This is a genomic window from Blautia sp. AF26-2 (assembly GCF_003460955.1).
GTDB classification, from domain to species: domain Bacteria; phylum Bacillota; class Clostridia; order Lachnospirales; family Lachnospiraceae; genus Fusicatenibacter; species Fusicatenibacter saccharivorans.
Genome location: NZ_QTWD01000004.1, coordinates 120,729 through 144,141 on the forward strand (window position 1 = coordinate 120,729; position 23,413 = coordinate 144,141).

16 protein-coding genes are annotated in these 23,413 nt (G+C 47.8%); 1 reads left to right on the forward strand and 15 read right to left on the reverse strand.

Annotated elements, in window-relative coordinates:
• Positions 1–33: 33 nt before the first annotated feature.
• From clpX to DWY63_RS06985, 8 genes are all read right to left on the reverse strand, one after another.
• Positions 34–1,470 (reverse strand): ATP-dependent Clp protease ATP-binding subunit ClpX, encoded by a 1,437-nt coding sequence (gene clpX / locus DWY63_RS06950; protein WP_055219393.1) that lies wholly within the window; start codon positions 1,468–1,470, stop codon positions 34–36.
• A 225-nt stretch (positions 1,471–1,695) separates the two neighbouring features.
• Positions 1,696–3,417, reverse strand: a complete 1,722-nt coding sequence (locus DWY63_RS06955; protein WP_117801709.1) for a trypsin-like peptidase domain-containing protein — start codon at positions 3,415–3,417, stop codon at positions 1,696–1,698.
• A gap of 145 nt (positions 3,418–3,562) precedes the next feature.
• Positions 3,563–5,389 carry a glutamine--fructose-6-phosphate transaminase (isomerizing) gene (gene glmS / locus DWY63_RS06960; RefSeq protein ID WP_117509223.1) on the reverse strand — a complete coding sequence of 609 codons (1,827 nt, stop codon included), beginning with the start codon at positions 5,387–5,389 and terminating at the stop codon, positions 3,563–3,565.
• Between the two features lie 173 nt (positions 5,390–5,562).
• Positions 5,563–6,516, reverse strand: a complete 954-nt coding sequence (locus tag DWY63_RS06965) for a glycosyltransferase (protein ID WP_117801710.1) — start codon at positions 6,514–6,516, stop codon at positions 5,563–5,565.
• A 22-nt stretch (positions 6,517–6,538) separates the two neighbouring features.
• Complete coding sequence (locus tag DWY63_RS06970; RefSeq protein ID WP_117801711.1) at positions 6,539–7,735, reverse strand: LCP family protein; 1,197 nt, start codon at positions 7,733–7,735, stop codon at positions 6,539–6,541.
• A gap of 18 nt (positions 7,736–7,753) precedes the next feature.
• Positions 7,754–9,163: an undecaprenyl-phosphate glucose phosphotransferase gene (locus tag DWY63_RS06975; protein WP_117801712.1), complete on the reverse strand. Its 1,410-nt coding sequence runs from the start codon at positions 9,161–9,163 to the stop codon at positions 7,754–7,756.
• A gap of 150 nt (positions 9,164–9,313) precedes the next feature.
• Positions 9,314–10,288, reverse strand: a complete 975-nt coding sequence (locus DWY63_RS06980; RefSeq protein WP_117801713.1) for a glycosyltransferase family 2 protein — start codon at positions 10,286–10,288, stop codon at positions 9,314–9,316.
• Complete coding sequence (locus tag DWY63_RS06985; protein ID WP_055219403.1) at positions 10,276–12,111, reverse strand: glycosyltransferase family 2 protein; 1,836 nt, start codon at positions 12,109–12,111, stop codon at positions 10,276–10,278. Before DWY63_RS06985 ends, DWY63_RS06980 begins: the two co-directional genes overlap by 13 nt.
• A 251-nt stretch (positions 12,112–12,362) precedes the next feature.
• Here DWY63_RS06985 and DWY63_RS06990 point away from each other — a divergent pair, with 251 nt between their 5' ends.
• On the forward strand, positions 12,363–13,670 hold the full coding sequence (locus tag DWY63_RS06990) for a D-alanyl-D-alanine carboxypeptidase family protein (RefSeq protein WP_055227560.1): 1,308 nt from the start codon (positions 12,363–12,365) through the stop codon (positions 13,668–13,670).
• Positions 13,671–13,864: 194 nt separating this feature from the next.
• Here the strand turns inward: DWY63_RS06990 and DWY63_RS06995 are convergent, their stop codons facing one another.
• From DWY63_RS06995 to DWY63_RS07025, 7 genes are read right to left on the reverse strand one after another with little or no spacing between them, the layout of a single operon-like run.
• A complete protein-coding gene (locus tag DWY63_RS06995) occupies positions 13,865–16,069 on the reverse strand; it encodes a glycosyltransferase (protein WP_117801768.1) in 2,205 nt (734 codons plus the stop codon).
• Positions 16,070–16,099: 30 nt separating this feature from the next.
• Entirely contained in the window at positions 16,100–17,533 is a 1,434-nt protein-coding gene (locus DWY63_RS07000) for an ArnT family glycosyltransferase (RefSeq protein ID WP_022462973.1), read from the reverse strand.
• Positions 17,514–18,755: a rhamnosyltransferase WsaF family glycosyltransferase gene (locus tag DWY63_RS07005; RefSeq protein ID WP_022462974.1), complete on the reverse strand. Its 1,242-nt coding sequence runs from the start codon at positions 18,753–18,755 to the stop codon at positions 17,514–17,516. The genes DWY63_RS07000 and DWY63_RS07005 overlap by 20 nt, the downstream gene beginning before the upstream one ends.
• Positions 18,756–18,773: 18 nt before the next feature.
• Positions 18,774–19,745, reverse strand: a complete 972-nt coding sequence (locus tag DWY63_RS07010; protein ID WP_022462975.1) for a glycosyltransferase family 2 protein — start codon at positions 19,743–19,745, stop codon at positions 18,774–18,776.
• Positions 19,746–19,747: 2 nt separating this feature from the next.
• Positions 19,748–21,124, reverse strand: coding sequence for a hypothetical protein (locus tag DWY63_RS07015; protein WP_117801714.1), 1,377 nt, complete (start codon positions 21,122–21,124; stop codon positions 19,748–19,750).
• Positions 21,125–21,128: 4 nt separating this feature from the next.
• Positions 21,129–22,052 (reverse strand): class I SAM-dependent methyltransferase, encoded by a 924-nt coding sequence (locus DWY63_RS07020; RefSeq protein ID WP_055227563.1) that lies wholly within the window; start codon positions 22,050–22,052, stop codon positions 21,129–21,131.
• A 28-nt stretch (positions 22,053–22,080) separates the two neighbouring features.
• A complete protein-coding gene (locus DWY63_RS07025) occupies positions 22,081–23,412 on the reverse strand; it encodes an ABC transporter ATP-binding protein (RefSeq protein ID WP_117801715.1) in 1,332 nt (443 codons plus the stop codon).
• Position 23,413: the final 1 nt, after the last annotated feature.

A 23,413-nucleotide genomic window follows, 5' to 3' on the forward strand; every position in this document is an offset into this window, starting at 1 on the left:
TTCACGTCTGCTCCGCTGTGTTTTCCAGTTACCTTATTTCTGCTCTAACTTTGGAACTTCCTGGCCGCGCAGGAGAATCGTCGGCCCGCCGGTCTTTTCAATATAGTCTTTTGTGATGATAACCTCTCCGATGCTGCTGTCCTTTGGAATCTCATACATGATATCCAGCATGAAATCCTCGATGATCGAACGGAGTGCTCTCGCACCGGTATCTTTTTCCAGCGCTTTTCTTGCAATAGAGCGAAGTGCATCATCATCAAATTCCAGTTTCACCTCGTCGAGTTCGAGCAGTCTCTTATACTGCTTCAGGATCGCATTTTTCGGTTCTTTTAAGATCTCGACCAGCATATCCTCATTGAGACTCTCCAGCGTAAATACGATCGGCAGACGGCCAAGGAACTCCGGCACCATACCGAAAGTCCGAAGGTCTTCTAAGGTCACCTGTGACAGCAGGTTCTTATCCCCATCATACTTGTCCTTCAGATCCGCCTGGAAGCCAATGGAAGCTGTCTTGTTCAGACGCTCCTTGATGATGTCCGTCAGATCCGGGAAGGCACCGCCGCAGATAAAGAGAATGTTTCTGGTATTGACGGTCTCGAGCGGAACCATCGCATTTTTGCTGTTGGCTCCCACCGGAACTTCGATGTCGCTGCCCTCGAGGAGCTTCAGCATTCCCTGCTGTACGGCTTCTCCGCTGACGTCTCTCTGGTTTGTATTTTTCTTTTTCGCAATCTTGTCGATCTCGTCGATGAAGATAATACCGTGCTCCGCGCGCTCCACATCGTTGTCTGCGGCCGCTAAAAGCTTAGATACCACGCTTTCAATATCATCGCCGATATAACCCGCTTCGGTAAGGGATGTGGCGTCCGTGATGGCAAGCGGCACATCTAAGAGGCGTGCCAGTGTCTGCACCAGATACGTTTTTCCGGAACCGGTCGGTCCGATCATCAGCATGTTGGATTTTTCGATCTCGATATTTCCGTCCTGCGGTGCAAAGACACGTTTGTAATGGTTGTAAACGGCAACCGACATGACTTTCTTTGCACGTTCCTGGCCGATGACGTATTCGTCAAGCATCGCCTTGATCCGGTGCGGCGGCGGAATGTCCTTGATGGAAAATTCTTTTGTTTTCTTCTTTTCTTCTTTTTTCTTTACCCGCTGCCGGTTCGGGATCTGGTTGGAAAGCCCGGAGAGATCGAACATGCCGATATTCGGCATGTTGTTCATATTATTCATCATCTCATTGATCTGGCCCGGGTTCTGGTTCATGGTATCAAAGCTCTTCTGCATGCAGTCCGGGCAGATATTGATGTTTCCCGGAAGGGTAATCATCTTTCCGGCTTTGCTCTCCGGTCTGCGGCACATGAAGCAGACTTTTTCATAAGTATCTTCTGTATGATGGTCAGAGCTTTTTGTTTCCGCCTTCGTTTCGTCCGCGGTACCGTCCACTCTGTCTTTCTCTTCTGACATGATTTTTCAAATTCCTTTCTGTAATAGATCGCTTGGTCTAGCTTGATTATAGCCCAAAAGCCATAGGGTCACAAGTAAAAACTTTCTTAAAAATTACCAACTTTTTTAAGAATTTTACGAATTCAAAAAATTATATCAAAAAATGCAGAAAAAGGCGGACAGCCAGGCGTTCATATTCCTGTGCTGTCCGTCTTTTTTCTCTTAGGAAATAGTTATTTCGAGTTTTTATCTGTTGCCAAACGGATTCTGAATACCCTGGTCATTCTGATCGGAGCTTCCGGTTCCATCGTTTGTGGTTCCGTTGCTGCTTCCGCTCGTCTGCGGCATATCTGCTGCAGAGCCAAGGGTCAGCGTCAGTGTTACTTCTTTGTACTCACCGTTATCCGCGCGCTGTACGGTGACATCTACAGTCTCGCCTGCCGCATAATAGGTCAGTGTCTCTTTTAAGCCTTTGGCGTTCGAGATGCTTCTTCCATCAAACGTGGTGATAACATCGCCTTTCTTGAAGCCCGCATCGGCTGCCGGGCTGCCGTCCACAACGCTCATGATGCAGACACCGGTCGGAATACCGTAGTTCTGGGAAACATCTGCGCTGACATCCGCCATGTTGATTCCGATATAAGCAGCCTCATCATCGCTGACTTTGTATCTTGTTGTCAGGTTCATCAGGTTCTGCAGAATCGGCTCCGCTTTCGAAATCGGGATCGCAAAGCCCATGCCCTCGACCTGTGTGGAGCTGTATTTTGCTTCGTTAATGCCGATCAGCTCACCGTTCATGTTCAGAAGGGCGCCGCCGCTGTTTCCAGGGTTGATGGCTGCATCGGTCTGGATCAGTCCCTCAGAAGTAATCGTCTCGCCGGTACTCTCATCCTGACTGGAGATCGTACGGTCTTTTGCACTGATATATCCGCTCGTCAGGGACTGGCCGGTTCCCAGTGCATTTCCGATTGCCACAACCTGATCACCGACCTCAAGGTCATCGGAATTTCCCATCACGGCAATTTTGATCTGGCTCTTTGTCTCGTCCTTGATGTCGGAAAGTTTTACTGCAACAACAGCAAGGTCATTGTCCGCATCGGTACCTTTGATCTGGCCTTCTACCGTCTCATCGTCGATAAAGCTGACGGAAAGAGACGTTGCACCGCTGACAACGTGGTTGTTTGTCGCAATCAGGAGCTCATCGTCGTTCTGTCCGACAATAACTCCGGTTCCGCTTGCAGGAACTTCCTGGCTTGTGGTTCCGAAGAATGTCTCAACTTCTTCCACCGTTGTCGTAGAAATTGCTACCAGAGACGGCATCGCACTCGATGCAACATCTTTCACGGACATCTCGCCGGTTGCTTTTACGGTATCGGAGGTATCACTGCTGTCTGCTGCCGTTGTTGTGGTGGTCGTCGGAATTGTAACTTCCTGCTTCTGCTCTGTTGCTGTACCGATCACTTTCGTACCGACTGCTGCAGTCCCAATGAAAACACCGCCTGCCACGAGTCCGAAGCACGCTGCCATGGCAAGTGTCATGCCCCATTTTTTTGCGGCTGACATTGGTTTTTTCGCTTTCTTTTTGTGATCCTGCGGCTGCGGAACGGCAGAAAACTGTGGTTTTTCCTGCTTCGGAGCACTCTGTGTCTGTGACTGGTACTGATAATGTTCTGTCTTTGCAGAAGATGTCTGCTCTGCCTTTGCCTCCGACGGGTCCGGTTTTCCGGTGTAGGAAGCACTGTTATTCTCCTCGTCGGTCTTTCCGCTGATTTTCGGATTCACCCAGCTGTAGGTTGTCGTTTTCTTTTCTTCCGCCTTCGGCGCTTCTGCGGTTTCCTGCGGTTTTTCCGTCTCTGCCGCACTCTGCTCTGCTGTCGTTTCTGCTTTTACTTCTTCTGTATGCTCTGCAGCTTTGGTTTCCTCTGCTGCCTCACCATTTATTTCTTCTTTTTTGAATTCTTCACTCATGGCTGATCCCTCTTTCTCTTTTCTATCTCAGGCACCAATACACAGTGCTCTTATTTCTTTCTTCATTTTCTACTGCCTATTGTACGTTAGAATTGTGTTGAAACTGTGATAATTTTGAAAAAAGAGGAATTTTATGCTGCGGTTTTTATTCTACCGTAACGGATTTCGCCAAGTTTCTCGGTTTATCCACATCGAGGCCTCTGCCGATCGATACGTAGTAGCCAAAGAGCTGCAGTGGAATGATCGCCAGGGAGTTTGCAAAAATCGGATTTGTCTCCGGCAGGTAAACTACGTAGTCGGCTACTTTTTCCACTTCTGTATTGCCAACGGTCGTTACCGCCATGACAAACGCGCCTCGTGTCTTCACTTCCTGAATATTGCTGATCGTTTTCTTGTAGAGCTCCGGCTGGGTCAGCACGGCTACGACAAGGCGTCCGTCCTCAATCAGGGAAATGGTTCCGTGTTTCAGCTCACCGGCTGCATACGCCTCGGAATGGATGTAGGAAATCTCTTTCAGCTTCAGGGAGCCCTCCATCGAGATTGCATAGTCGATGCCGCGTCCGATGAAAAAGACGTGTTCTGCCGCAAGATAACGGTTGGCAAAACGCTGTACGTTCTCCTTGTGGGACAGCAGCAGGGAAATCTGCTCCGGCAGGCGCTCAAGGCTCTGGATCATTGCATCGAAGTCATTCTGTGAAACGGTTCCGCGTACTTTGGCAAACTTCATCGCCAGAAGATACTGCGCGATAAGCTGTGTGCTGTACGCTTTCGTTGTCGCAACAGCGATCTCCGGACCGGCCCAGGTGTACATGACATTGTCTGCCTCTCTTGCAATCGAACTTCCAACTACATTTACGATGCCAAGGGTACGCACGCCCTTTTCTTTTGCAAGGCGGAGAGCCGCGAGGGTATCGGCCGTCTCACCCGACTGGCTGACGATGACCACGAGCGTATTTTCCGGCAGAATCGGATCACGGTAGCGGAATTCGCTTGCCAGATCTACCTCAACCGGGATTCTTGCCAGCTTTTCGAAGATGTATTTTGCGGTTACACCGGTGTGATATGCAGAACCACAGGCAACAATAAAGATCTTGCTGATTGCACGGATCTCTTCGTCCGTCATGCCAAGCTCCTCGATCACTACGTCACCATTCTTGATGCGTGGGGTCAGCGTATCTTTTACGGCTTTTGGCTGCTCATGCATCTCTTTCAGCATAAAATGCTCATAGCCGCCTTTCTCTGCGGCATTCATATCCCATTCGATGTGCGTAGGCTCCTTTTGCAGCTCCTCCTCATCGATATTGTAAAAATGAAGGCCGTCTCGGGTCAGCTTGACAATCTCCTCATTTTCCAGAAAATAGACATCTCTTGTATATTTCAGTACAGCCGGAACGTCGGATGCAATCAGGTTTCCGCTCTTACTTGTACCAACGATCAGCGGGCTGTCTTTACGGACCGCATACACCTCATCCGGATGGTCGCGGAACAGGATACCCAGTGCATACGATCCCTCCATACGGTGCATAACCTTTGTGATCGTTGCAAGCGGATCGCCGTTATAATAGTAATCCAGCATATGGGCAATTACCTCGGTATCTGTCTCCGAAAGGAACTCATATCCTTTGGACATCAGTTTTTTCTTTAATTTCAGATAATTCTCAATAATTCCATTGTGTACAACGACAATCGAGTGGTCTTTATTGAAATGCGGATGTGCATTCAGATCGGAAGGTGCCCCATGCGTTGCCCATCTCGTATGTCCGATTCCTACGGTACCCGGAAGTGTCGCTCCATTTTGTGTCATTTCCTCAAGCACCTTCAGACGGCCCATTGCTTTCTGCATCTGAATTTTGTTTCCATCGTATACAGCAATTCCGGCCGAATCGTATCCGCGGTACTCCAGCTTTGACAATCCGTCCAGCAGCACCGGGGCAGCCTGGCAGGTTCCAATATATCCAACAATTCCACACATAGATTTTTTCCTCCTAACAGTAAAAGGCGGCACCCTTGTTCTGTTTTCAGGTTATGCCGCCTTCTAATTTCTTGTTCTTTACTTTTTTACCACTCTGCTCCGTTCTCTGTCAACCTTATGGAGCATTTCGTATTTACTTACAAGATCTTTTTATTTTTGTTTTTTACTTTCACTTATCTTCTATTTCGTTTTTTTCGTATCTTTCCGTGATATTCCCACCATGTTTTGTTTGAGGTACACCAGCGGATTACACTGTCCGGAAGGCTTTTGTATCGTTTTCCGAGGAAGTAGCCCACATATTTGAATCCGCTTTGAAAGAATAAAGTGACGAGCAGCCACGGCTTATGAATTTCGCAGACGTAGAATGCCGATTTTTTCACCATACGGATTCCCTCACTCTCAGACGGATACGCATCAAAGATCTCCGGATGCTGTGCCTGGGATACACCGAGGTCGAAATTGCGGTGAAGCTGTGCCAGACAACCGTAATTGTGGGAATGTACCACCTTCGCATCTGCCGCATAGGCAATCGCATAGCCCGCCTGCACAAGATGCCCGGCATAGATCATATCTTCGTTAAACAAGGTGCTTTCTACAAATCCACCCAGCTCTTCATATGTCCTGCGGTCATACATTGCACAGACATTGGAACAGAAAAAAGTCTTAACACCAAGTTTTGGCAGATCACCGGCATCCTTGATATCACTCTCGTCCGGATAGTTAAAGCCTCTCGTAAACCGTTCCAGTGTACGGCAGTCATCCCGCGGAAGCTGCCGTGCATACGCCGCCTTCACATGCGGCAGCGAAAATTTTTCCACCAGATGTTCCACGCACTCGTTATCGTACGGCATGGCATCCTGGGTCATAAAAAGCAGAAGGTCCGCATCGGAGCTCTCCGCCATTGCCCTTCTGGTTCCGCCGTGGTCGAACTCGCTCGGCTGAATATGCTCCACCATAATCTTGTCTGAAAGCTGCTCCCACGCCGGATTCCAGAACTTTTTCCCCGTATTCACGACCCGGATCGAACGGATCGGGTAAGTCTGTTTTAAAAGGCGGGGCAGAAGTTCTGCGAACTCCTGCCCTGGTTTATACGTTGGTATCATGACATCAACGGTATATTGACTCATCTTGTCGTATTCTCCCTGTATTTTAATCTCCTGCTACCACAGAATCTGTTGCAGCGCCCGGTCCCTGATTCAGTACATACTCAATCATATCATCATCGTAGCCGCTCTTTCTTGCAATATAGTCACTGTACTCTATCACGGCTGCAGATGGATCATAGCTCATCGTCGGATACAGATAAGCGTGCAGTTCCTTTACATTGTGTTCCAGTGTAACCGGAATTACGACATCAACACCAAGTGCGCTTTCTACATTTTCTCCATAACACAGCTGGAACGGATATGCATAAGATGTTCCCATTTTGTACGTTACCGCATGCATGCCAAGCTCCAGAATTTCGTTTTTGGTAAGACTGGTGCTGACATTTCCCATCACTTTATCCAGAATCTCCGGAATCTTGGTCGGATTCTGTTTAATCTTCTGTACCATGAGATTGATGACGATTCGCTGACGGCTCGTACGTTTCGCATCGTCGCCGCCGCCGTAACGGATCCGCGCATAGGAGGTTGCAAGTGCACCGCTGACATGACGTACTTCGCTGTAATCATCCCCAAGGTCCTCATCATACGGAATAGCTTCATACTCTACGCCCTGTGCTTCCGATACCTCTCTGTTGTAGTTGTTTGCATGAACACACTCTGCATTTGTCATCTCGATGTCGAGACCGCCCAAGACATCAATCGCATCGGCGAGTGCCTTGAAGTTTACGGTAACGTAATCGGTCAGTGCAAGGTCAAGGTTTGTATTCAGCATGGAGAGCATACTCTCCGGGCCGCCGCGGTTGTATGCGGAATTGGCTTTGTCAAACTCATAATATTCATCGGTATATTTCGCCATATTCATCCAGGTGTCACGCATAATCGACACCATACGGATTTCCTGCTTGTCGTGATCAATACAACAGAGAATAATAGTGTCACTGTTCATGCTTTCTGCCAGCTCGGAGCCTTTCACACCTCTGGCATCCACGCCGACCAGCGCGATGACCTGTGTACCGGACATCTGTGAGAGATCGGTATTTGCCTTTACTTCACTGTTGATCTGAATCTGGGAGCTGTCCAGCGTATCCTGATTCATCTTATCCATCGAACGGTTGATCCATGCGTAGACGAACAGAATTCCGGAAAGAATCAGCAGAACGGTGATTTCAATTCCGAAAATTATTTTTCTGCGGCGCATTTTTTTGTATTTTCTGCTCTTTTTGTAATTCTTCTTCGACATCTCTTTTCCCCTTATCTTTTAGTAAGCGTTTTTATTCACAAATCCTTTGAAAAAGGTCAGGAACAGAATTTTAAAATCAAGTCCCAGCGTCCAGTTTTCAATATAATACAGATCACAGTCAATACGCTTTCGGATGGAAGTGTCTCCCCGGTATCCATTCACCTGTGCCCACCCCGTAAGACCGGGACGCACCTGATGTTTTACCATATAACGCGGGATTTCCTCCCGGAATTTTTCCACAAAGAAAGGTCGCTCCGGCCGCGGTCCGACCAGGCTCATATCTCCTTTTAAGATGTTAAAGAGCTGTGGAAGCTCATCAATGCTGGTATGGCGCATGAATTTTCCAAATCCCGTCACACGCGGATCATTCTTCACGGTCCATGCCTTCTTTTCTTTCTCCTCCGTCTGAACTTCCATCGAACGGAACTTGTACATTTCAAACGGTTTGTTGTGCAGTCCGACGCGTGTCTGACGGTAGATCAGCGGACCCGGTGAGGTCAGCTTGATCATGATGCAGGAAAACAGCATCACCGGTGAGAACAGAATGATCGCCACGAGCGCGCCGAAAATATCCACAATCCGTTTCAGCATCGCGTTGAACGTGTTGGAAAGCGGCACATAGCGGATATTGATGACAGGAAGTCCCTGCAGGTCTTCTGTGTACGGCTTTGTCGGAATGATGTTGTGGTAATCCGGCACAAACTGGGTATGTACGCCGGATTTTTCACACATGGCAACGATCTCCTCCAGGCGGAAGTATTCGTTCAGGCCAAGGGTAATGGCAATTTCATCCAGTTTGTTTTCCGGCAGAATGACTGAAAGATTGTTGATTCTTCCAAGAACCTTGACACCGCGGTACATCGTTCCCGCTTTGACATGGTCATCGAGGATTCCGCGGACGAGATAGCCCCACTCCGGGTTTGCAATGATCCGGTCAATGTATTCCTCGGTCGCACGGCTGTAGCCGACCATCAGAATCTGCTTCTGGTTGCGGCCGTGTTTCCACATATTGCTTAAGATATAGTGGATCAGATTTCTTACGATCGTTTCCAGTGTCACATTCAGCACAAAGAAGATGCAGAGCATACCACGGGAAAAGTGAACCTGGCGCACCATGTAAAGGCTGGCCAGCCAGACCAGAAATCCAACCGTATTCGCTTTTAAGATATTGGCAAATTCCAGACGTCTTCCCTGAAAACGCTTGGATGCATAGAGATTGAATGCATAGTAAAGCAGCAGATAGCCGGGCACGATATAGAGCAGTGCCATCATATACGTCGCCGGCGGCAGAATTCCCCTCTCCGGATGATTATTCATAACACCCAGCCGCACATAGCAGTACCAGGACAGTACATAGGAAAGTGCGAGCACCAGGGCATCGATCAGAACGTGCATCCGGTCAAAATATTTCTGATTATCGTTGATCAAATTCGTTCACCTTATCTGTTTTTTTCGGGATTTAAAAATTCCCTACCCCTAACTATACAATAAGTTTCAAAAAAGAGCAATCATATTTTTCTAACATTCTTCTTATTTCCGTAAACTTTTTAACTTTTTCGTAATCTTTTGAAAGAATCCTTATGCCCTCTCCAGAAATCTCCGGAACACATTGATAAAAAGCTCCCATTCGATGACAAAATACGTGCCGAGGCGCTTCCACTCGAAACGGATCTTTTTTGCTCTGTTTTCCGGCTTCCGGCAGATGAAAAAACCATTCTTGATTCCTGCCAGATATTCTTTTCCGTATCCCTTCGATGCAAAAAAGACCAGTTTTGCCGAAAAGCCGAGGATAAAGGCCGGCAGGTTAAGCAAAATCTGTAAAACCGGCATATTTTTATAGATCAGATAAATATTATTCCTGGAAGAATAACGGATTTTAAAGAGGTTATACCGGGAGCCGCTCGTTCCGCTTCCGACGTGGTAAACCTTCGCGGACGGCTCATACCAGTTCTCGTAGCCCAAAAGCCGCGCACGATAGCCGATGTCGGTATCTTCCAGATAAGCAAAATGTTCTTCGTCAAAAAGTCCGGTCTTTTCCAGAAATTCCCGGCGGTAGATCGCTGCTCCGGCGCAGGCTGCAAAAATCCGGTCGGACGTTTCAAATTCACTGACCGATTTTCCTTTTCCTCTTGCGAACGCCCATCCCAGCATATTATAGTAATTTCCCGCATCGTCGATTTTATCACGCTCCTGATAGGAAATCAGCTTTGCGCTGCATGCAAACGCATTTTTTCTTTTGCAGATTCCCTCATAAAGGCGCTCGACAAAGTCCGGGAACACTTCGGTGTCGTTGTTTAAAAGGATCACATACGGCTCTGTCGACCGGCGGATGCCTTCGTTGACCGCACGGCTGAAGCCATAGTTATCATCGAGCTGGATGATTTTCGTCTCCGGGTAGTGTTCCCGGAGAAACGCACAGCTCTCATCCTGTGAACCATTGTCCACGAAATATGTGGTAAATTCGGTAAAGGTCTGCTTTGCAAGCGCTGCAAAACACGTCTCCAGATACCGGTATCCATTATAATTTGGTATTACAACTGCTACTTTGTCCATGGTTTTACTCCCCTGCCGTCGGCACGCAGTCCATAGTTCCACGATGCCAGTGTTAAATTTGGATTGTAGCAGGGATCTCCTGCCTTTAACAGCCCAATCCAGCGGCTGCGCATAAATTCGATTTCCGACTGGAAGCGGCGCACCTTCTTCTCGTCATCCTCTGCTCCCCTGGATTTCGATTCATAATGGTACAGCTCCACGTGCGGATTGTATACGATTTTATAACCTGCTTTTCCAATGCGCAGGCACAGATCAACATCATTGAAAGCGACGGACAGTTCTTCTTCAAAGCCGCCGACCTCCTCAAAAACCTCTTTTTTCATCATCATGCACGCTGCTGTCACCGCACTCACATTCATCTGGAGCGATGCCTTATGCAGGTAGCCGCTTCTTCCGCGCGCCAGTCCTAAAAAGGCGTGGCCCGCAATGCCGCCGATACCGATGATGATACCCGCATGCTGCACCGTGTTGTCCGGGTAATACAGCTTCGCGCCGACCGCCCCGATCTGCGGTCTTTGCAGATTGGACACCATCTTTTCCATAAAATCGGGTGTAATAATTTCCATATCGTTATTGAGAAACAGGAGATACTCTCCCTTTGCCTCTTTGACGCCGAAATTATTGATCGCAGAATAGTTAAAGCCCTGTTTTGGATACTTCAGGACACGGATGCCCTGTGCTTCGAGTTCTTTGTAATAGGAAAACGTTGCTTCCTCAGTGCTGTTGTTCTCAATAATCAGAATCTCATAGGATGGATACATGCACTTCTTCTTAATGGATTCCAGACAGGTGCGTAACGTATCGGCCTGATCCTTGTTCGGGATCAGAATCGAAACCAGAGGCGTTCCCCGCAGTTTATAATCTACATCGTAGAAGCCATAATCCGAACGCAGTGTGACGGTTCCCTCTTCGCCGCAGCGCGCAAGGTTTCCCTCAATTGCCTTTTTTCCGGCCTCATACGCGTACAGCTTGCTTGCCGGATTGTCTGCGGTGGAAGCGCTGTGGACCCTCCAGTGATATAAAACTCTCGGAATGTGTACAATTTTTCCCGCCATTTCCGTGCAGCGGAAGATATAATCATAATCCTGCGCCCCATTGTATTCCGGACGAAGGCCGCCGGTTTTCTCCGCAATCTCCCGCCGTACAACGAAGAAATGGCAGATATAATTGTTTGACCGCAGCAGATCCAGATTGAAATCCGGTTTGAAATGCGGCTGGAAATACTCGGACAGATCGGTCCGTACCTTGTCCTCATCGGTATAAAAAGCATCGATGGACGGATCTTTTTCCAGACGGATGGCAATTTCAAAGAGTGCATCCGGCGCAAGCAGATCGTCGTGATCCATAAAACCGACGAAATTTCCCGCTGCTGCGGCAAGCGCTGCATTTGTATTCTCTGCAATGCCGATATTTTCCGGAATCGGAACGTTCTTTACGCGCGGATCTTTTCCGGTATACTCTTTCAGGATGCGCGCCATCGTCTCATCCTCCGGGCTGGCATTTCCGATCACCAGTTCCCAGTTTTCATAACTCTGTTTTTCCAGGGATTCGATCATCTGACGCAGAAAAATTTCCGGCGTACGGTAAGCCGGAACAACAACGCTGATCTTCGGACAATAAGAAAATTTATGATTTTTCTGACACGCCAGGTCCTCCTCTTTTGCGCAGTACTGCTCCCGCCACGGTCCGTACGGAACCTCCTCCGGCTCCATCCTCTCCGAAAGACGGATCAGGAATTCCTTTGGGCCATAATGTTTCAGGTAACGCAGTCCCTTCTGTATGTTGTAAGGTTTCAATTTCCGTATAAAACGGAGCCATTTCATATCTGACACTTTTTTTAACTCCTTGGGGTTTTTGTTTTTCAGGTTTTTTGTTTTTTCCGTATGAACTCGTTCGCATTATACTCTATTTTACTGCATTTTGCAAATCCCGACTGAAAATATTAAGAAATTATGTGTTTCTTCCCTGCTCGCTTTATGTTATAATAATAAAAGTGTGTCTAATACATTTTAGAGAGATCCGCTGCCCGGACAGTCTTATGCAGCTGTACCCGCTGGATCAGAAGGAGTGAGTTATGATTAGAAAGAATTCTGCAGCCCGCACATTTTTATGCCTGTTGCTTGCTTTTGTTTTTGCCGCGTCCTGCCTCCCGCAGACGATTTTTGCCACAACCGATAAAAAAACAGTCACCACCTGGCCCGAAGGACCGGAAAACAATTCCGGCGCTGTCTGTTTACTCGATGCCGATACTGGTGCTGTTTTATACGATAAAAACATGGACGAGCAGCGCTATCCTGCCAGCATCACCAAGATTCTGACGGCTCTGCTGATCATTGAAAACAAGCAGATGACCGACACCGTTACCTTCGGCGAACATGCTGTCAGCGAATCCATTCCGGGAAATGCCCGCATCAACGTTCAGCTTGGCGAAACGATCACAGTGGAGGATGCTCTTCACGCGATTCTTCTTGCCTCGGCAAATGAGGTCTGCACACAGCTTGCCATCGACATTGCCGGAAGCGAGGAAGGTTTCGCCGCCATGATGAACGAACGCGCCGCTGCACTTGGTTGCACGAATACCCATTTTGTCAATGCAAACGGTCTGCCAGATCCGAACCACTACACCAGTGCACACGATATGGCACTCATTATGCAGGAGTGCATCAAAAACGAGACCTTCTGCCGCATCGAGTCCGATCTGACCTACACAATTCAGCCGACCAATATGACCTCGACACCGCGTGATCTTCAGAACCACCACGCATTGCTGTTCCAGGACGGTCAGTGGGGATACAAGGGTGCTTTCGCCGGAAAGACCGGTTATACCGATGAGGCACACAACACACTCGTTACCGCTGCCAAGCGAGGCAATATGACGCTGGTCTGCGTTGTTTTAACCTGTGATAACCTCGATTATATCAACGATACCCGTACCGTACTTGATTTCGGTTATGATAATTTTACACATTATACCCTGAAGAACGCAAAAAAGGAAAGTCTTTCCGGTGTGGTAACGCTTCCAAAGAATGCGAAAATTGAAACTGCAACCTACACCGATCCGGACGGCGCTTCCGTTGAGGAACCGTACACCCGCCAGTATTTTTTCGATGATCACTTCATCGGAACAGCCGAGGTTTCCGCTCCAGGTACTGTTTCCGACAGTTCTTCGGTTTCCTCCGATTCATCAGAAGAAACCGACAGCACAGATATTCCAACACCGGAAGAAACCAAGAAAATTTCTTTTCTCTCCACACTGCTCTATATTCTGCTTGGCCTGAACGGTGTCGCTTTTCTGATTCTGATCATTGTCGTGATCAACAACGCGAGAAAGAGACGGAAACGCAGAAACAGACGCCGCAATAACCGAAACAAACGGCACTGATCTTCTAATTTATAAGCAATCAGGACCTCCCGTCCAACGGGTGATCCTGATTCAAGAGTTCGACGGAAGTCGAACTTTCCTATAAGAAGTAAAGAATGGCATCGAAAACGCAACCGATTTCGATGCCATTTGGGTATAAAGCAGAGCTACCGCCAGAAATATTTGCTAGTGCGACAGCCCTTTTTGTTGCTTATTTATTTTCCAAGATACTGTTCTAAAATCTGTGGTTCGATTCTTTTCCAGTTTCTTTCCTTTACCGTCTCTTCTGCTCCCGTATCCAGTTTTTTCCTCAGTTCCGCATCTGTCAGAATACGCTCAATCGCCGCTTTTGCCTCCGCGAGATTTCCCTGCGGATAGAGAATACAGTTTTCCCCATCTTTCAGGTATTCCAGATTGCCACCGTTCGGCACAGCAACGACGTAGCCGCCGGACGCCATCATCTCAAGCGGCGGATAGGAAAAGCTCTCCAGCAGGCTTGTTTTCAGCAGGATATCACACGCCGCATAGACTTCCGGTGTTTTTTCATACGGAACCCGGTATAAAAAGCGGTTCACGCGGTACCAGGATTTCGGATTTCCATTGTAGGACATGTACCAGATCTCGAATTTTTCCAGATCCAGCTGTTCCACGATACGGAAGCTCTCGTCCACGTTTTTATGCTCCGCGCTGCAGTCTCCCTCGATCAGAATCCGAATTTTTCCCTGCAGATCCCGCCCCCGTTTCGGATAGAAGCACGGATCGATGCCGTTCGGAAGATAGACTGCTTCGGTATGGTATTCCTCCCGCAGCCAGTTCTGACACCATTTGGAAATAGTTACGTACTCCATCGGGCTCCTCATCCGGTAAGTCGCCGAAGCTGCGATCCGGTACGGGCTTCCCGGCGGATAAAATCCAACTTCAAAATTCTGCACCAGATATTTTTTCTTTCGGATCTTACTGGACTGTTCGACGAACTCTGCGGTATTCCACATCGTCGCTACCGCAAGATCCAGCGTTCCCTGCAGTTTCTCTCGCTCAGCCGACAGCACCGGAAAATGGAAATCACCCTCATGATACCACTCCGTCTCCCCTTCCAGAGTAAAGAGGCTGACCTGCGCTCCTGCTTTTACCAGCATTTCCGCATGAAGAAGTGCAACGCGGATGCCTCCGCTGATCTCCATCGCTGGAAGCACAAAGGCACAGCGTAGATTCCAGTGGCGCTCCACCCACTCGCAAATCCCGGTGGCATGAAAGATTGTGACACACTCGCGGCTGCACCGGCCATATGCCCGTCCGGCAATGGCTTTTCGTGCCGGTTCGTCGTCGATCAGCCACTGCAGTTTTTCCAACCACTCCGCTTCGTCTCGGCAGAGTACGCCGTCTTCTCCATCCTGTACCATCTCAGCAAAAGCGCCGAGATTGCTGGCTGCTGTCACGGTCTGCACCAGAGCCGCTTCCACCCATTTATTTTCCGATTTCGCACGGTTAAAAATTGTATCGGTAAGCGGAGCCAAGTTGATATCCACCGACGCAATCCGCTCCGGCAGTTTTTGGTAATCAACAAATCCCTCCATCTGGATCTGGGAAGCAAACAGTTTCAGCTCCACCGGGAGTTCCAGAATTCCCACGATGAGGAGTTCCAGGTTCGGATTTTTGCCAAGCAGCTGTTTCAGCACCGGAACGATCATCTCGATGTCGTCCAGATGCGTCGCACTGCCGCTGAAATAGCCAAGGCGTACTTTTTTCGCCGTTCTATCTGCTTCGTTCTTTTTCTGTTTTTCTTTTAACACCGCCTCGGACAGTAGCAGCATCTCATCTGACGCACAGTTGCGGTTGATCAGCACCTCCGGTACGTACTGCTTCAGTTCTTCTGCCAGCGCCGCTGTCGTCGTAACCGCCGCATCACAGAGGGAAAGCAGCTCGCCCATGTTTCGGACATTCTGATCGTATGCCTGCCGTTCTTCCGGCTGCATCCGGTCGAGAAACGGAATCTGATCGGTGTATTTCGTATCGATCACAAGATCATCCACATCGTACCACAGAGGCTTGTTCATCTGCTTTGCCATTGTGGCAAATTCCCGCAGGGTGTCCGTCATCGGGCAGCGGAAAATCACGAACGCGCCGTAGCAACGTACCATCCAGGGCTTCAGCTCCTGAAAATAAACCGTATCACACGTATATCCGCCTGCCTCCAGCTGCTCCATCTGATGCACCACGCGGTACCGGTGTGGATGCGGCAGCTGTTCATTGCAGCCACTGATAAAGAGAATATCCCGGTAGACCCGGGATTTTTCTCTCTGAAACTCTTTTTCTTTTTTTGCCCGCGCAAGGTACCCTTTCGTACGCCCAGCCAGACCGCCGATTCCTTCTTCTGCAACAGCTTTTTTTAATTTTGCTGTCAGCACTGAAATTTTTTCCAAACGTTTCACCGCTTTCTTTCTCTGTTCCGCTTACCGCAATCCGTAGTAGTTCTGCAAGTACATCGGATAGATGATTCTCGCCCAAGTGAATGCCGCTAATGCCGCTGCCGCCACACAGACCAGAATACAGAACAATTTTTCATACTTCTGTAGTTTTTTCTCCCGTTTCAGGAACGCCTGCACACCCTTCGTCACGAAATACATCAGCGGAATCAGCATCGGCATGCTGTATCGTCCCTGCGGCTGAAAATCAGAACTGTAGGAGTAATATGCATTCAGATAGTTTGGAATCAGCAGTGCAAACACATTTGCCCAGGTAAACCATCCTGTTTTACTCCATTTTCTCTTTGTTTTACCAGCAATCGCCGTCTGTGTGCCATCGGCATTCCAGAAGAAAAAGTCTCTCTGGCAACAGTTCCGCATCAGAATGAGGCCGATGCCAAGACAGCAGAGGTATGGAACAATAATCATTTTGGAAAGATAAATCCTATTATAGCCAAACGCGCCGACAAAGCTGTACAGCACTGTTACCAGCCAGTCATGTTCCAGATAAACTGGTCTGTAGAAGATCATACATAGCATGGAGTCGCCTTTTTTCTGGAATGTTTTGCTGTTCGATGGCTTGTACTTAGCTCTCGCATACAGTTCCGCACACGCACTCGATGTCTCTCTTCCCAGAAAATCCCCGTGATAGAGAATTGCATTTCGAATAAACCACCACAAAGCAATGACACAGACGATCACAAGAATAAAAAGACCTTTCTGGATCATCTCTTTCCAACGCTCTTTTGGTGCCTTTTCCTGATCGGTCAGCATCGTTCCCACAAAGAAGAAAAATGTCGTCAGGATAAATCCATACGCATTGTAATACGACAGGAAACAAAGACCCATTCCAATGGCAGACACTGCACAAGTTGTCCAGTTCCATCCTTCCTTATACGCCTTGACCCAGGAATAAAAAATAATAGCCGTTGAACACATGGCGAGCGCATCGCAGTTGACGTAAGAATACAGAATCACATTTCCCGGCAGAAAGACAACCAGTGCGGTAAACATCCATGCATACCGCCTCGGAAACAACAATTTTGCTGCCTTCAACACAACCCATGCCATCAACGCTCCAAGCAGTACATTAACAAACCGGGCGGAAAGCAGCAGCATCCATTCATTCGTTGTAAAAAGACTCATGCCTTTCATCAGAACGGCTGATGCCATGTAAGAAAGGATGGGATTAAACGCATAGGAGGTTCCCCAGTCCTCATTCCGGATCAGCGGATCATCCCCGCGCGGAAGACTTCCGTGTTCATAGATAAACTGTGCAATCTGATAGCGCATTGATTCATCCGCCGAAAAATTGTATCGCTGCGTACAGGACCATAAAAAGTAAAACAGGAATACACCGAACACAAACAGAATTTCTATTCTGTGTTCTCTGCTCACATCCTTACTGCAGTTTTTTCTCATCTTCCTCAATTCCCTTTAACATGCTTGCATAAACTTTTTCTGCTTCTTTGTACCAGGAGGTTCCCTTTACGAAATCCATTCCCTTTTTGCGGATTGTAGCCAGCTCATCCGGGTGGTTGAAGTAATATTCCATTCTGTCTGCGATCTGGATCGGATCATAGTCAACCAGAATGGAGTTTTCCTCATTTACCATCCAGCTGCTGTTTGCACCCTTGGAGCAGACAGCGACCGAGTTGCAGGCCATAACCTCGAACGGTACGAGGGAAAGGTTGGTATTCGAAATAACAAGGCACATATCACAGATCGCATAGGAATCTGCCAGCACCTGCGGTGTTACGATACCTAAATTTCTGTGTTTGAACGGAATCTCATAGCCGCTGACATCCCATCCCGCGAAAACAACCTCGATCTCTGGCATTCTGCGGCACAGCTCATTGAGTGCCAGCATACCGAGCTCAAAATCACGTCTCGGGGTAACCGGGCGCGCATAGAAAAAGACTCTCTTTTCGTTGTCCGGTTTTTCTTTCGGCTGATATACTTTGTCATCGTAGGAGAAATGGAAGCTGTCTGCCTGCATGCCGTACTCATTTCTCATGATGTCTCTTAACCAATCACCTGCAGTGATTCCGCGGAATCCCATCTTATAGGTGTTCTCAGCAAATTCATACTCGGAACCGTGTGCATAGAAATGCGGCTCGAAATCCTGTACGAAGTAAAACTTCGAAATCGTATTCTGGAATTTTCTTACGTAGTAAGCGGTGGTCCAGGAGGTTGCTACGGTTGCATGTGCAAATTTCATCTGGGATACATCGCAGTAAACTTCTACTTCCGGCACAAGAAGCGGGAAGTACTCTTTTAGGAATTTGCGGATGGACGCATTATCCTGAAAATTCGGGGACATGTAAAGATAAACTCTACTGTGGAAACCGAGGCGCTCCAGGTTGGAAATAAAACGGAAAATGGTGGTATGACCGCCGGAACCAGGTCCCATTTCCGGTACAACCCAATTCAGGATCTTTTTCTTGTCGTTTTTATGTTTCTCATACTCTTTTTGATTGAACGGGATCGGATCGTTGTCTACGACAAATCTGTAAAATCCGATGACGTTGTTCTTCGGCGGTACAGCCGGCTCATTGCCCTGTTTTGCGCGCTCAATCGTTTCTTTTAATCCATGATTCTTCAGATACCGTAACGCACGGTATGCTACATTTGGTTTTTTCACGTTTCTTTTTCCTTTCTTCTATGCATGTCTCTGATCGTACTGCTGCGAAATGTGACGATCCAGGAACTGTTGTTTCCGTTTGGAATACAGATGGTATTTTCCGCCGAGATAGCCGCCCACAAAGCGGTCAAAATTGCGAAACAGGGAATAAAATGCCCAGTGGATTTTCTCTTTTTTACTGAGCGGCTGCTGACGGATATACACACAGTCCCCTCTCACCTGCCGGTACAGCATGCCCGGAAGCTGCGTCCATTTCTGTGCAATCATATACTGATGAACTTCATATAATCCCTTCTGCTCATCATAATACCGTTTGAAATACGTTCTGAGTTTGAAATTGTGGGAATGATATACTGGCGCATACGGGCAGTATACTTTTTTGAATCCGAGTTCAATCATCTTTCTCGCCCAGATCTGATCCTCGGCAAAGTTGACATCCTCATACGGATATTTTTCAAAAATATCTCTTCGGATACAGGAGTTATTGTCGGAGAAAAACGCCAGATAATGACGATATCCTTCTTCTCTTTCGTAGCGTTCCGGATCATCAAGGTGGAAAATCGTATTAGTTTCTCCAAATCCTTTAAAATGGCCATCCAGATCACGCTTGTCAAGCAGATTGCAGTCCGGATACGGATAATGAATCCCGAATCCTCCCACGATTTCCGGGTCCATCTTCATGGCATCAATGAAATTCTGCAGCCAGGTATCGGTCGCCGGAAGCGCATCCTGCGTAATAAAGATGATATACGTTCCGTTTCCTTTGGAAGCACCATAGTTTCTCGTTTTTCCATGTCCAAATTCGGACGGCTCAATCTGAAACAAACGGCATGGATATTTGCGGATCACATCGAGCGTTCCGTCCTTTGACCCGGAATCCACGCAAATTACTTCATATTCATACTCTGTCTTCTGTTTGAAAACGGCATCCAGCACTTTTTCAAACAGATGCCCACCATTTTTGGTAGGAATGACAATGGATACATCCATAGTTATTTACTCCTTTTTATCACATGCTGCACTTTATCTGCCATACGCACAACCTTACGCTGGCGCATCCGCTCCAGCTCTTCCTCCAGAAACTGCTTCTGTTTTCTCGTTTCCTGGAGTTCTTCTTCCCTGTGTGCAAGTGCCGCTTTTTCTGCTTCGATTTCTGCCTGCAGCTGGCCTTTCCGATAAATCTCCCCGTTCAGTTCATCCCTCAGATCTTTATTCTGACGGATATATTGAATAAACTGGGACGTAACGCCATCGCCTTTGTAGTAAATCCGGTAATCAATCCGGATCTGTTCATAACCGGCATTCCGGAATTTCAGAACCGGCGTTCCAAGGAAATAATAGTCGTCGATAATCTCAAGCTCGGCGTTGTGCGAAAAAGCGATACATTCCGTCTTTCCATCGCTGCATACGCCCGCGAGAGAACGGATTTTAATGACAGCCCCCTCTTGCATCAGCTGAAGGGAAAGCTCTCCGTCCGCGTCTGCCTTTTCAAGCATCATCACCTTCTGCTCATCCAAGCCGAAGCAGTCCTCATAATAGAGTTCTCTCTCCTCCGGTGCTGTTTCGGTGAGCACAACCGGGTACATCATTTTTTCTTTTTCCCAGATAGAAAGCGGATAATTGTGCCGGTGCAGTTTTCCATAGAACGTGGCGAGCGCATTTGGCTCACCCTTTCCGGCCGCGAATTCCTGGAAGCACTCTTCCATATGGTAGTATACCGGAATCTCTTCCATGGAAATACCGCCAATGGCGTACAGTTCTTCCTGCTCTTCCTTCGTCAGTGCACTCGCCGCCTCCTGTAAAAAGACGCTCCGCGCATAGATAAATGCAATCGGTACGGCAAACGGGAATACCCACTCGTAGTCTGCCACCCAGACCTTTTCTCCATCCAGAAGAAGGTTGCCCGGAATCATGTCAATATTGGAAATCTCCGCTGCGGCAAGTCCTTCTTTCAATGCCGGATGGCCGAACACCTCACAGAACGCATCGGTTTCCACAAAGGATTTCTGCCCTTTTGCCGATGCAATGATCTGATACAGCAGTTCATAATCCTTTTTCAGCGATGCAAAATCTTTTTCTTTTCCATGACGGGAAATGCGCGTTTCCAAACTTTCCCCTTCTACAAAAGGAAATGCAAGCGCGCATTTTTCTTCATCCAGTTCGCATGGGCAGATCTGTACGCCCGCATAGGTGTACAGATGCTCCAGCTTTCTATAGTTTTCATACATATGCCGGATGTGGAGTTCTCCCTCTTTCTGCAGCGGAAGCTTCCACACACGCCGGATCCCATCCTCTTCTGTAATCCGGGTCATAATCTGAAATTCGTTCCGACGTTCTCTCGAAAATTTCGTATACAGAACTTTCCTCATACGTTTACTCCTTTTTCTCCACTTCAATCAGAAAGGAATTGGAAAAAACCGGAAACAGACCGGACTTCAGGATTCCGTCAAATGCTTTGCCTTCGTCAAAAAGTGTGATCCTGTCAGCATCAAAATTCCGCTGATTTTTTCTCAATTCACCCGGCTTCGGCAGATATTCATCCGAATAAATGACCGCCGGAAATTTGTAATCCGGATAGGGATAATAAAACTTAAACTTCGAAAAACCGTTTTCCTGCAGCATCTGCTCCAGCTCCGGTTTGCTGAATGTCTCGACAAAATCAATCCCCGGATATCCTTCAATTCCGACAAATTCCCGGCCCACATGGTCTTCCCTGCAGCCGGCAAAATACTTCAGTCCCAGACGGTTCTCAATCGCAATCAGGATTTTTCCGCCCGGTTTTAAGAGACGATTGATCTTTTCCAGATATTCCGGATACGGATTATCCTTTCCAATATAGCTTTTTGCATACTCCAGAACACCGATCAGTGTCACGTAATCGAAGCGTTCTTCCATTTTTTCTGCAACAACATTAAAGTTTCCAACCATAATCTCCAGGTTGGACGCATCCTGATTTTTGTAGGCATTGATCGTACTGCGCCGCTTCGACAGATCGTTTGCCACTACCCGCTTTGCATTTCTGCAGAGCACGCCGGAAATGGCTCCGCAGCCGGCTCCGACTTCAAATACGGAAGCATCGTCTTTCCACTCATACCAGTCCAGAATATTTTCCCGTTCTGGAGAAAGGTGATAAAAAATCGGCCAGCTTTTTTCTGTGAGGATTACCTTCTGGTAATCCTCTTTCGGCGTCGTCTTGACGATCTCCAGCAGCCGGTCCTCAATGCTGCCGTCGCTGTAAGCATCTTCGCCGTCATAATAATCCAGGTTCAAAAGAACATTTCCTATTGTTTCTTTCATATAACCCCCGTCGTTTATCCTCCGCATCCTACTCGTAGGTCACGGTAGAGTTCATATCAAAAAATCCTACGGTGTCTTTCATGGAGAAGACTTCCAGGAAGCAAGCATCGTACAGTCTGTGGTGGATCACCAGCTCTTCCAGATGGTAGCTGGTACATCCAAACGACATCAGATACTGTCCGCTCTGCAGCGGCATGATCTGGTCAAAGCATACCGTGACGGTCTTTCCTGCTTCCACCACATCTTTTGTGTAATCCTCCAGCGCCGTATTCGTTCCGGTAATCTCCGTTCCCTTCCGGTCTTTGATCGAAAAGGCAAAAATCGGATGCTCCATCGTTTCATGGAACTTGATTTTCATCTTGATGCGGAATCTCTGGTTTTTATCCACAGAAGATGTAATCATACCTTTGTGGTCGATAATCGCAAAGTCCACGATCTCCGCAGCCTTGTCTCCATACTCTACCAGCTGCGCATTCGCAATCAGGCGTTCTCTCCAGAGGCCTTTTTTCGGCTTTTCTGCCGATACGGCACCGGATGCATCTGCTTCGGTTCTCTCTTCGGTCTGTTCTGCACTCTCTTCGGTCTCTTCCTCTTCTTTTGTCTCGTCATCGTACTGGTTGGCAAGAATCTTCTTGTAGACATCGACTGCCTCCGACGATTTTCCAACCATCACCTGTTTTCCTTTGTTAATCAGAAGACATCTCTCACAGTACTTGATGACGCTGCCCATATCGTGGGAAACGAAAAGGATCGTTTTTCCTGCTTCTTTCAGATCGTTAAATTTCCGGTAACACTTGGACTGGAAGAAAATGTCTCCGACGCTTAAGGCCTCATCGACAATCAGAATATCCGGATCCACATTGATCGCAACCGCGAAGGCAAGGCGGGCAAACATACCGCTGGAATACGTCTTAACCGGCTGATTGATAAAGTCACCGATCTCTGCAAACGCAATGATATCGTCGAGCTTTGCCTTCATCTCCTCCTCGGTATAGCCAAGCATCGTTCCGTTCAGGAAAATGTTCTCAATACCGGTATACTCCATGTTAAAGCCTGCACCCAGTTCCAGAATGGCACTGACTCTTCCCTTTAACTCCACGTTTCCGCTCGTCGGGTTTAAGACACCTGTGACGATTTTCAGCAGTGTGGATTTTCCGGAACCGTTCGTTCCAATGATACCGACACACTCGCCTTTGTGCACCTCGAGCGAGATATCCTCCAGCGCAAAATGATCGGTGTGATAGTTTTTATGTGTCAGTGAAAGCGATTCTTTCAGACGGTCCATCGGCTTTTCAAACAGCTTGTAGACCTTGCTGACATGGTTAATTGAAATTACTGTTTCTGTATTTTCTGTGCTCATT

Excerpts from the sequence above, each read along its gene's own strand:
- DWY63_RS07025 (WP_117801715.1), bottom strand. The coding sequence starts at position 23,412 with ATGAGCACAGAAAATACAGAAACAGTAATTTCAATTAACCATGTCAGC.
- DWY63_RS06955 (WP_117801709.1), bottom strand. The coding sequence starts at position 3,417 with ATGAGTGAAGAATTCAAAAAAGAAGAAATAAATGGTGAGGCAGCAGAG.
- DWY63_RS06990 (WP_055227560.1), top strand. The coding sequence starts at position 12,363 with ATGATTAGAAAGAATTCTGCAGCCCGCACATTTTTATGCCTGTTGCTT.
- DWY63_RS07000 (WP_022462973.1), bottom strand. The coding sequence starts at position 17,533 with ATGAGAAAAAACTGCAGTAAGGATGTGAGCAGAGAACACAGAATAGAA.
- clpX (WP_055219393.1), bottom strand. The coding sequence starts at position 1,470 with ATGTCAGAAGAGAAAGACAGAGTGGACGGTACCGCGGACGAAACGAAG.
- glmS (WP_117509223.1), bottom strand. The coding sequence starts at position 5,389 with ATGTGTGGAATTGTTGGATATATTGGAACCTGCCAGGCTGCCCCGGTG.
- DWY63_RS06965 (WP_117801710.1), bottom strand. The coding sequence starts at position 6,516 with ATGAGTCAATATACCGTTGATGTCATGATACCAACGTATAAACCAGGG.
- DWY63_RS07010 (WP_022462975.1), bottom strand. The coding sequence starts at position 19,745 with ATGGATGTATCCATTGTCATTCCTACCAAAAATGGTGGGCATCTGTTT.
- DWY63_RS07020 (WP_055227563.1), bottom strand. The coding sequence starts at position 22,052 with ATGAAAGAAACAATAGGAAATGTTCTTTTGAACCTGGATTATTATGAC.
- DWY63_RS06985 (WP_055219403.1), bottom strand. The coding sequence starts at position 12,111 with ATGAAATGGCTCCGTTTTATACGGAAATTGAAACCTTACAACATACAG.
- DWY63_RS06980 (WP_117801713.1), bottom strand. The coding sequence starts at position 10,288 with ATGGACAAAGTAGCAGTTGTAATACCAAATTATAATGGATACCGGTAT.
- DWY63_RS07015 (WP_117801714.1), bottom strand. The coding sequence starts at position 21,124 with ATGAGGAAAGTTCTGTATACGAAATTTTCGAGAGAACGTCGGAACGAA.
- DWY63_RS06970 (WP_117801711.1), bottom strand. The coding sequence starts at position 7,735 with ATGTCGAAGAAGAATTACAAAAAGAGCAGAAAATACAAAAAAATGCGC.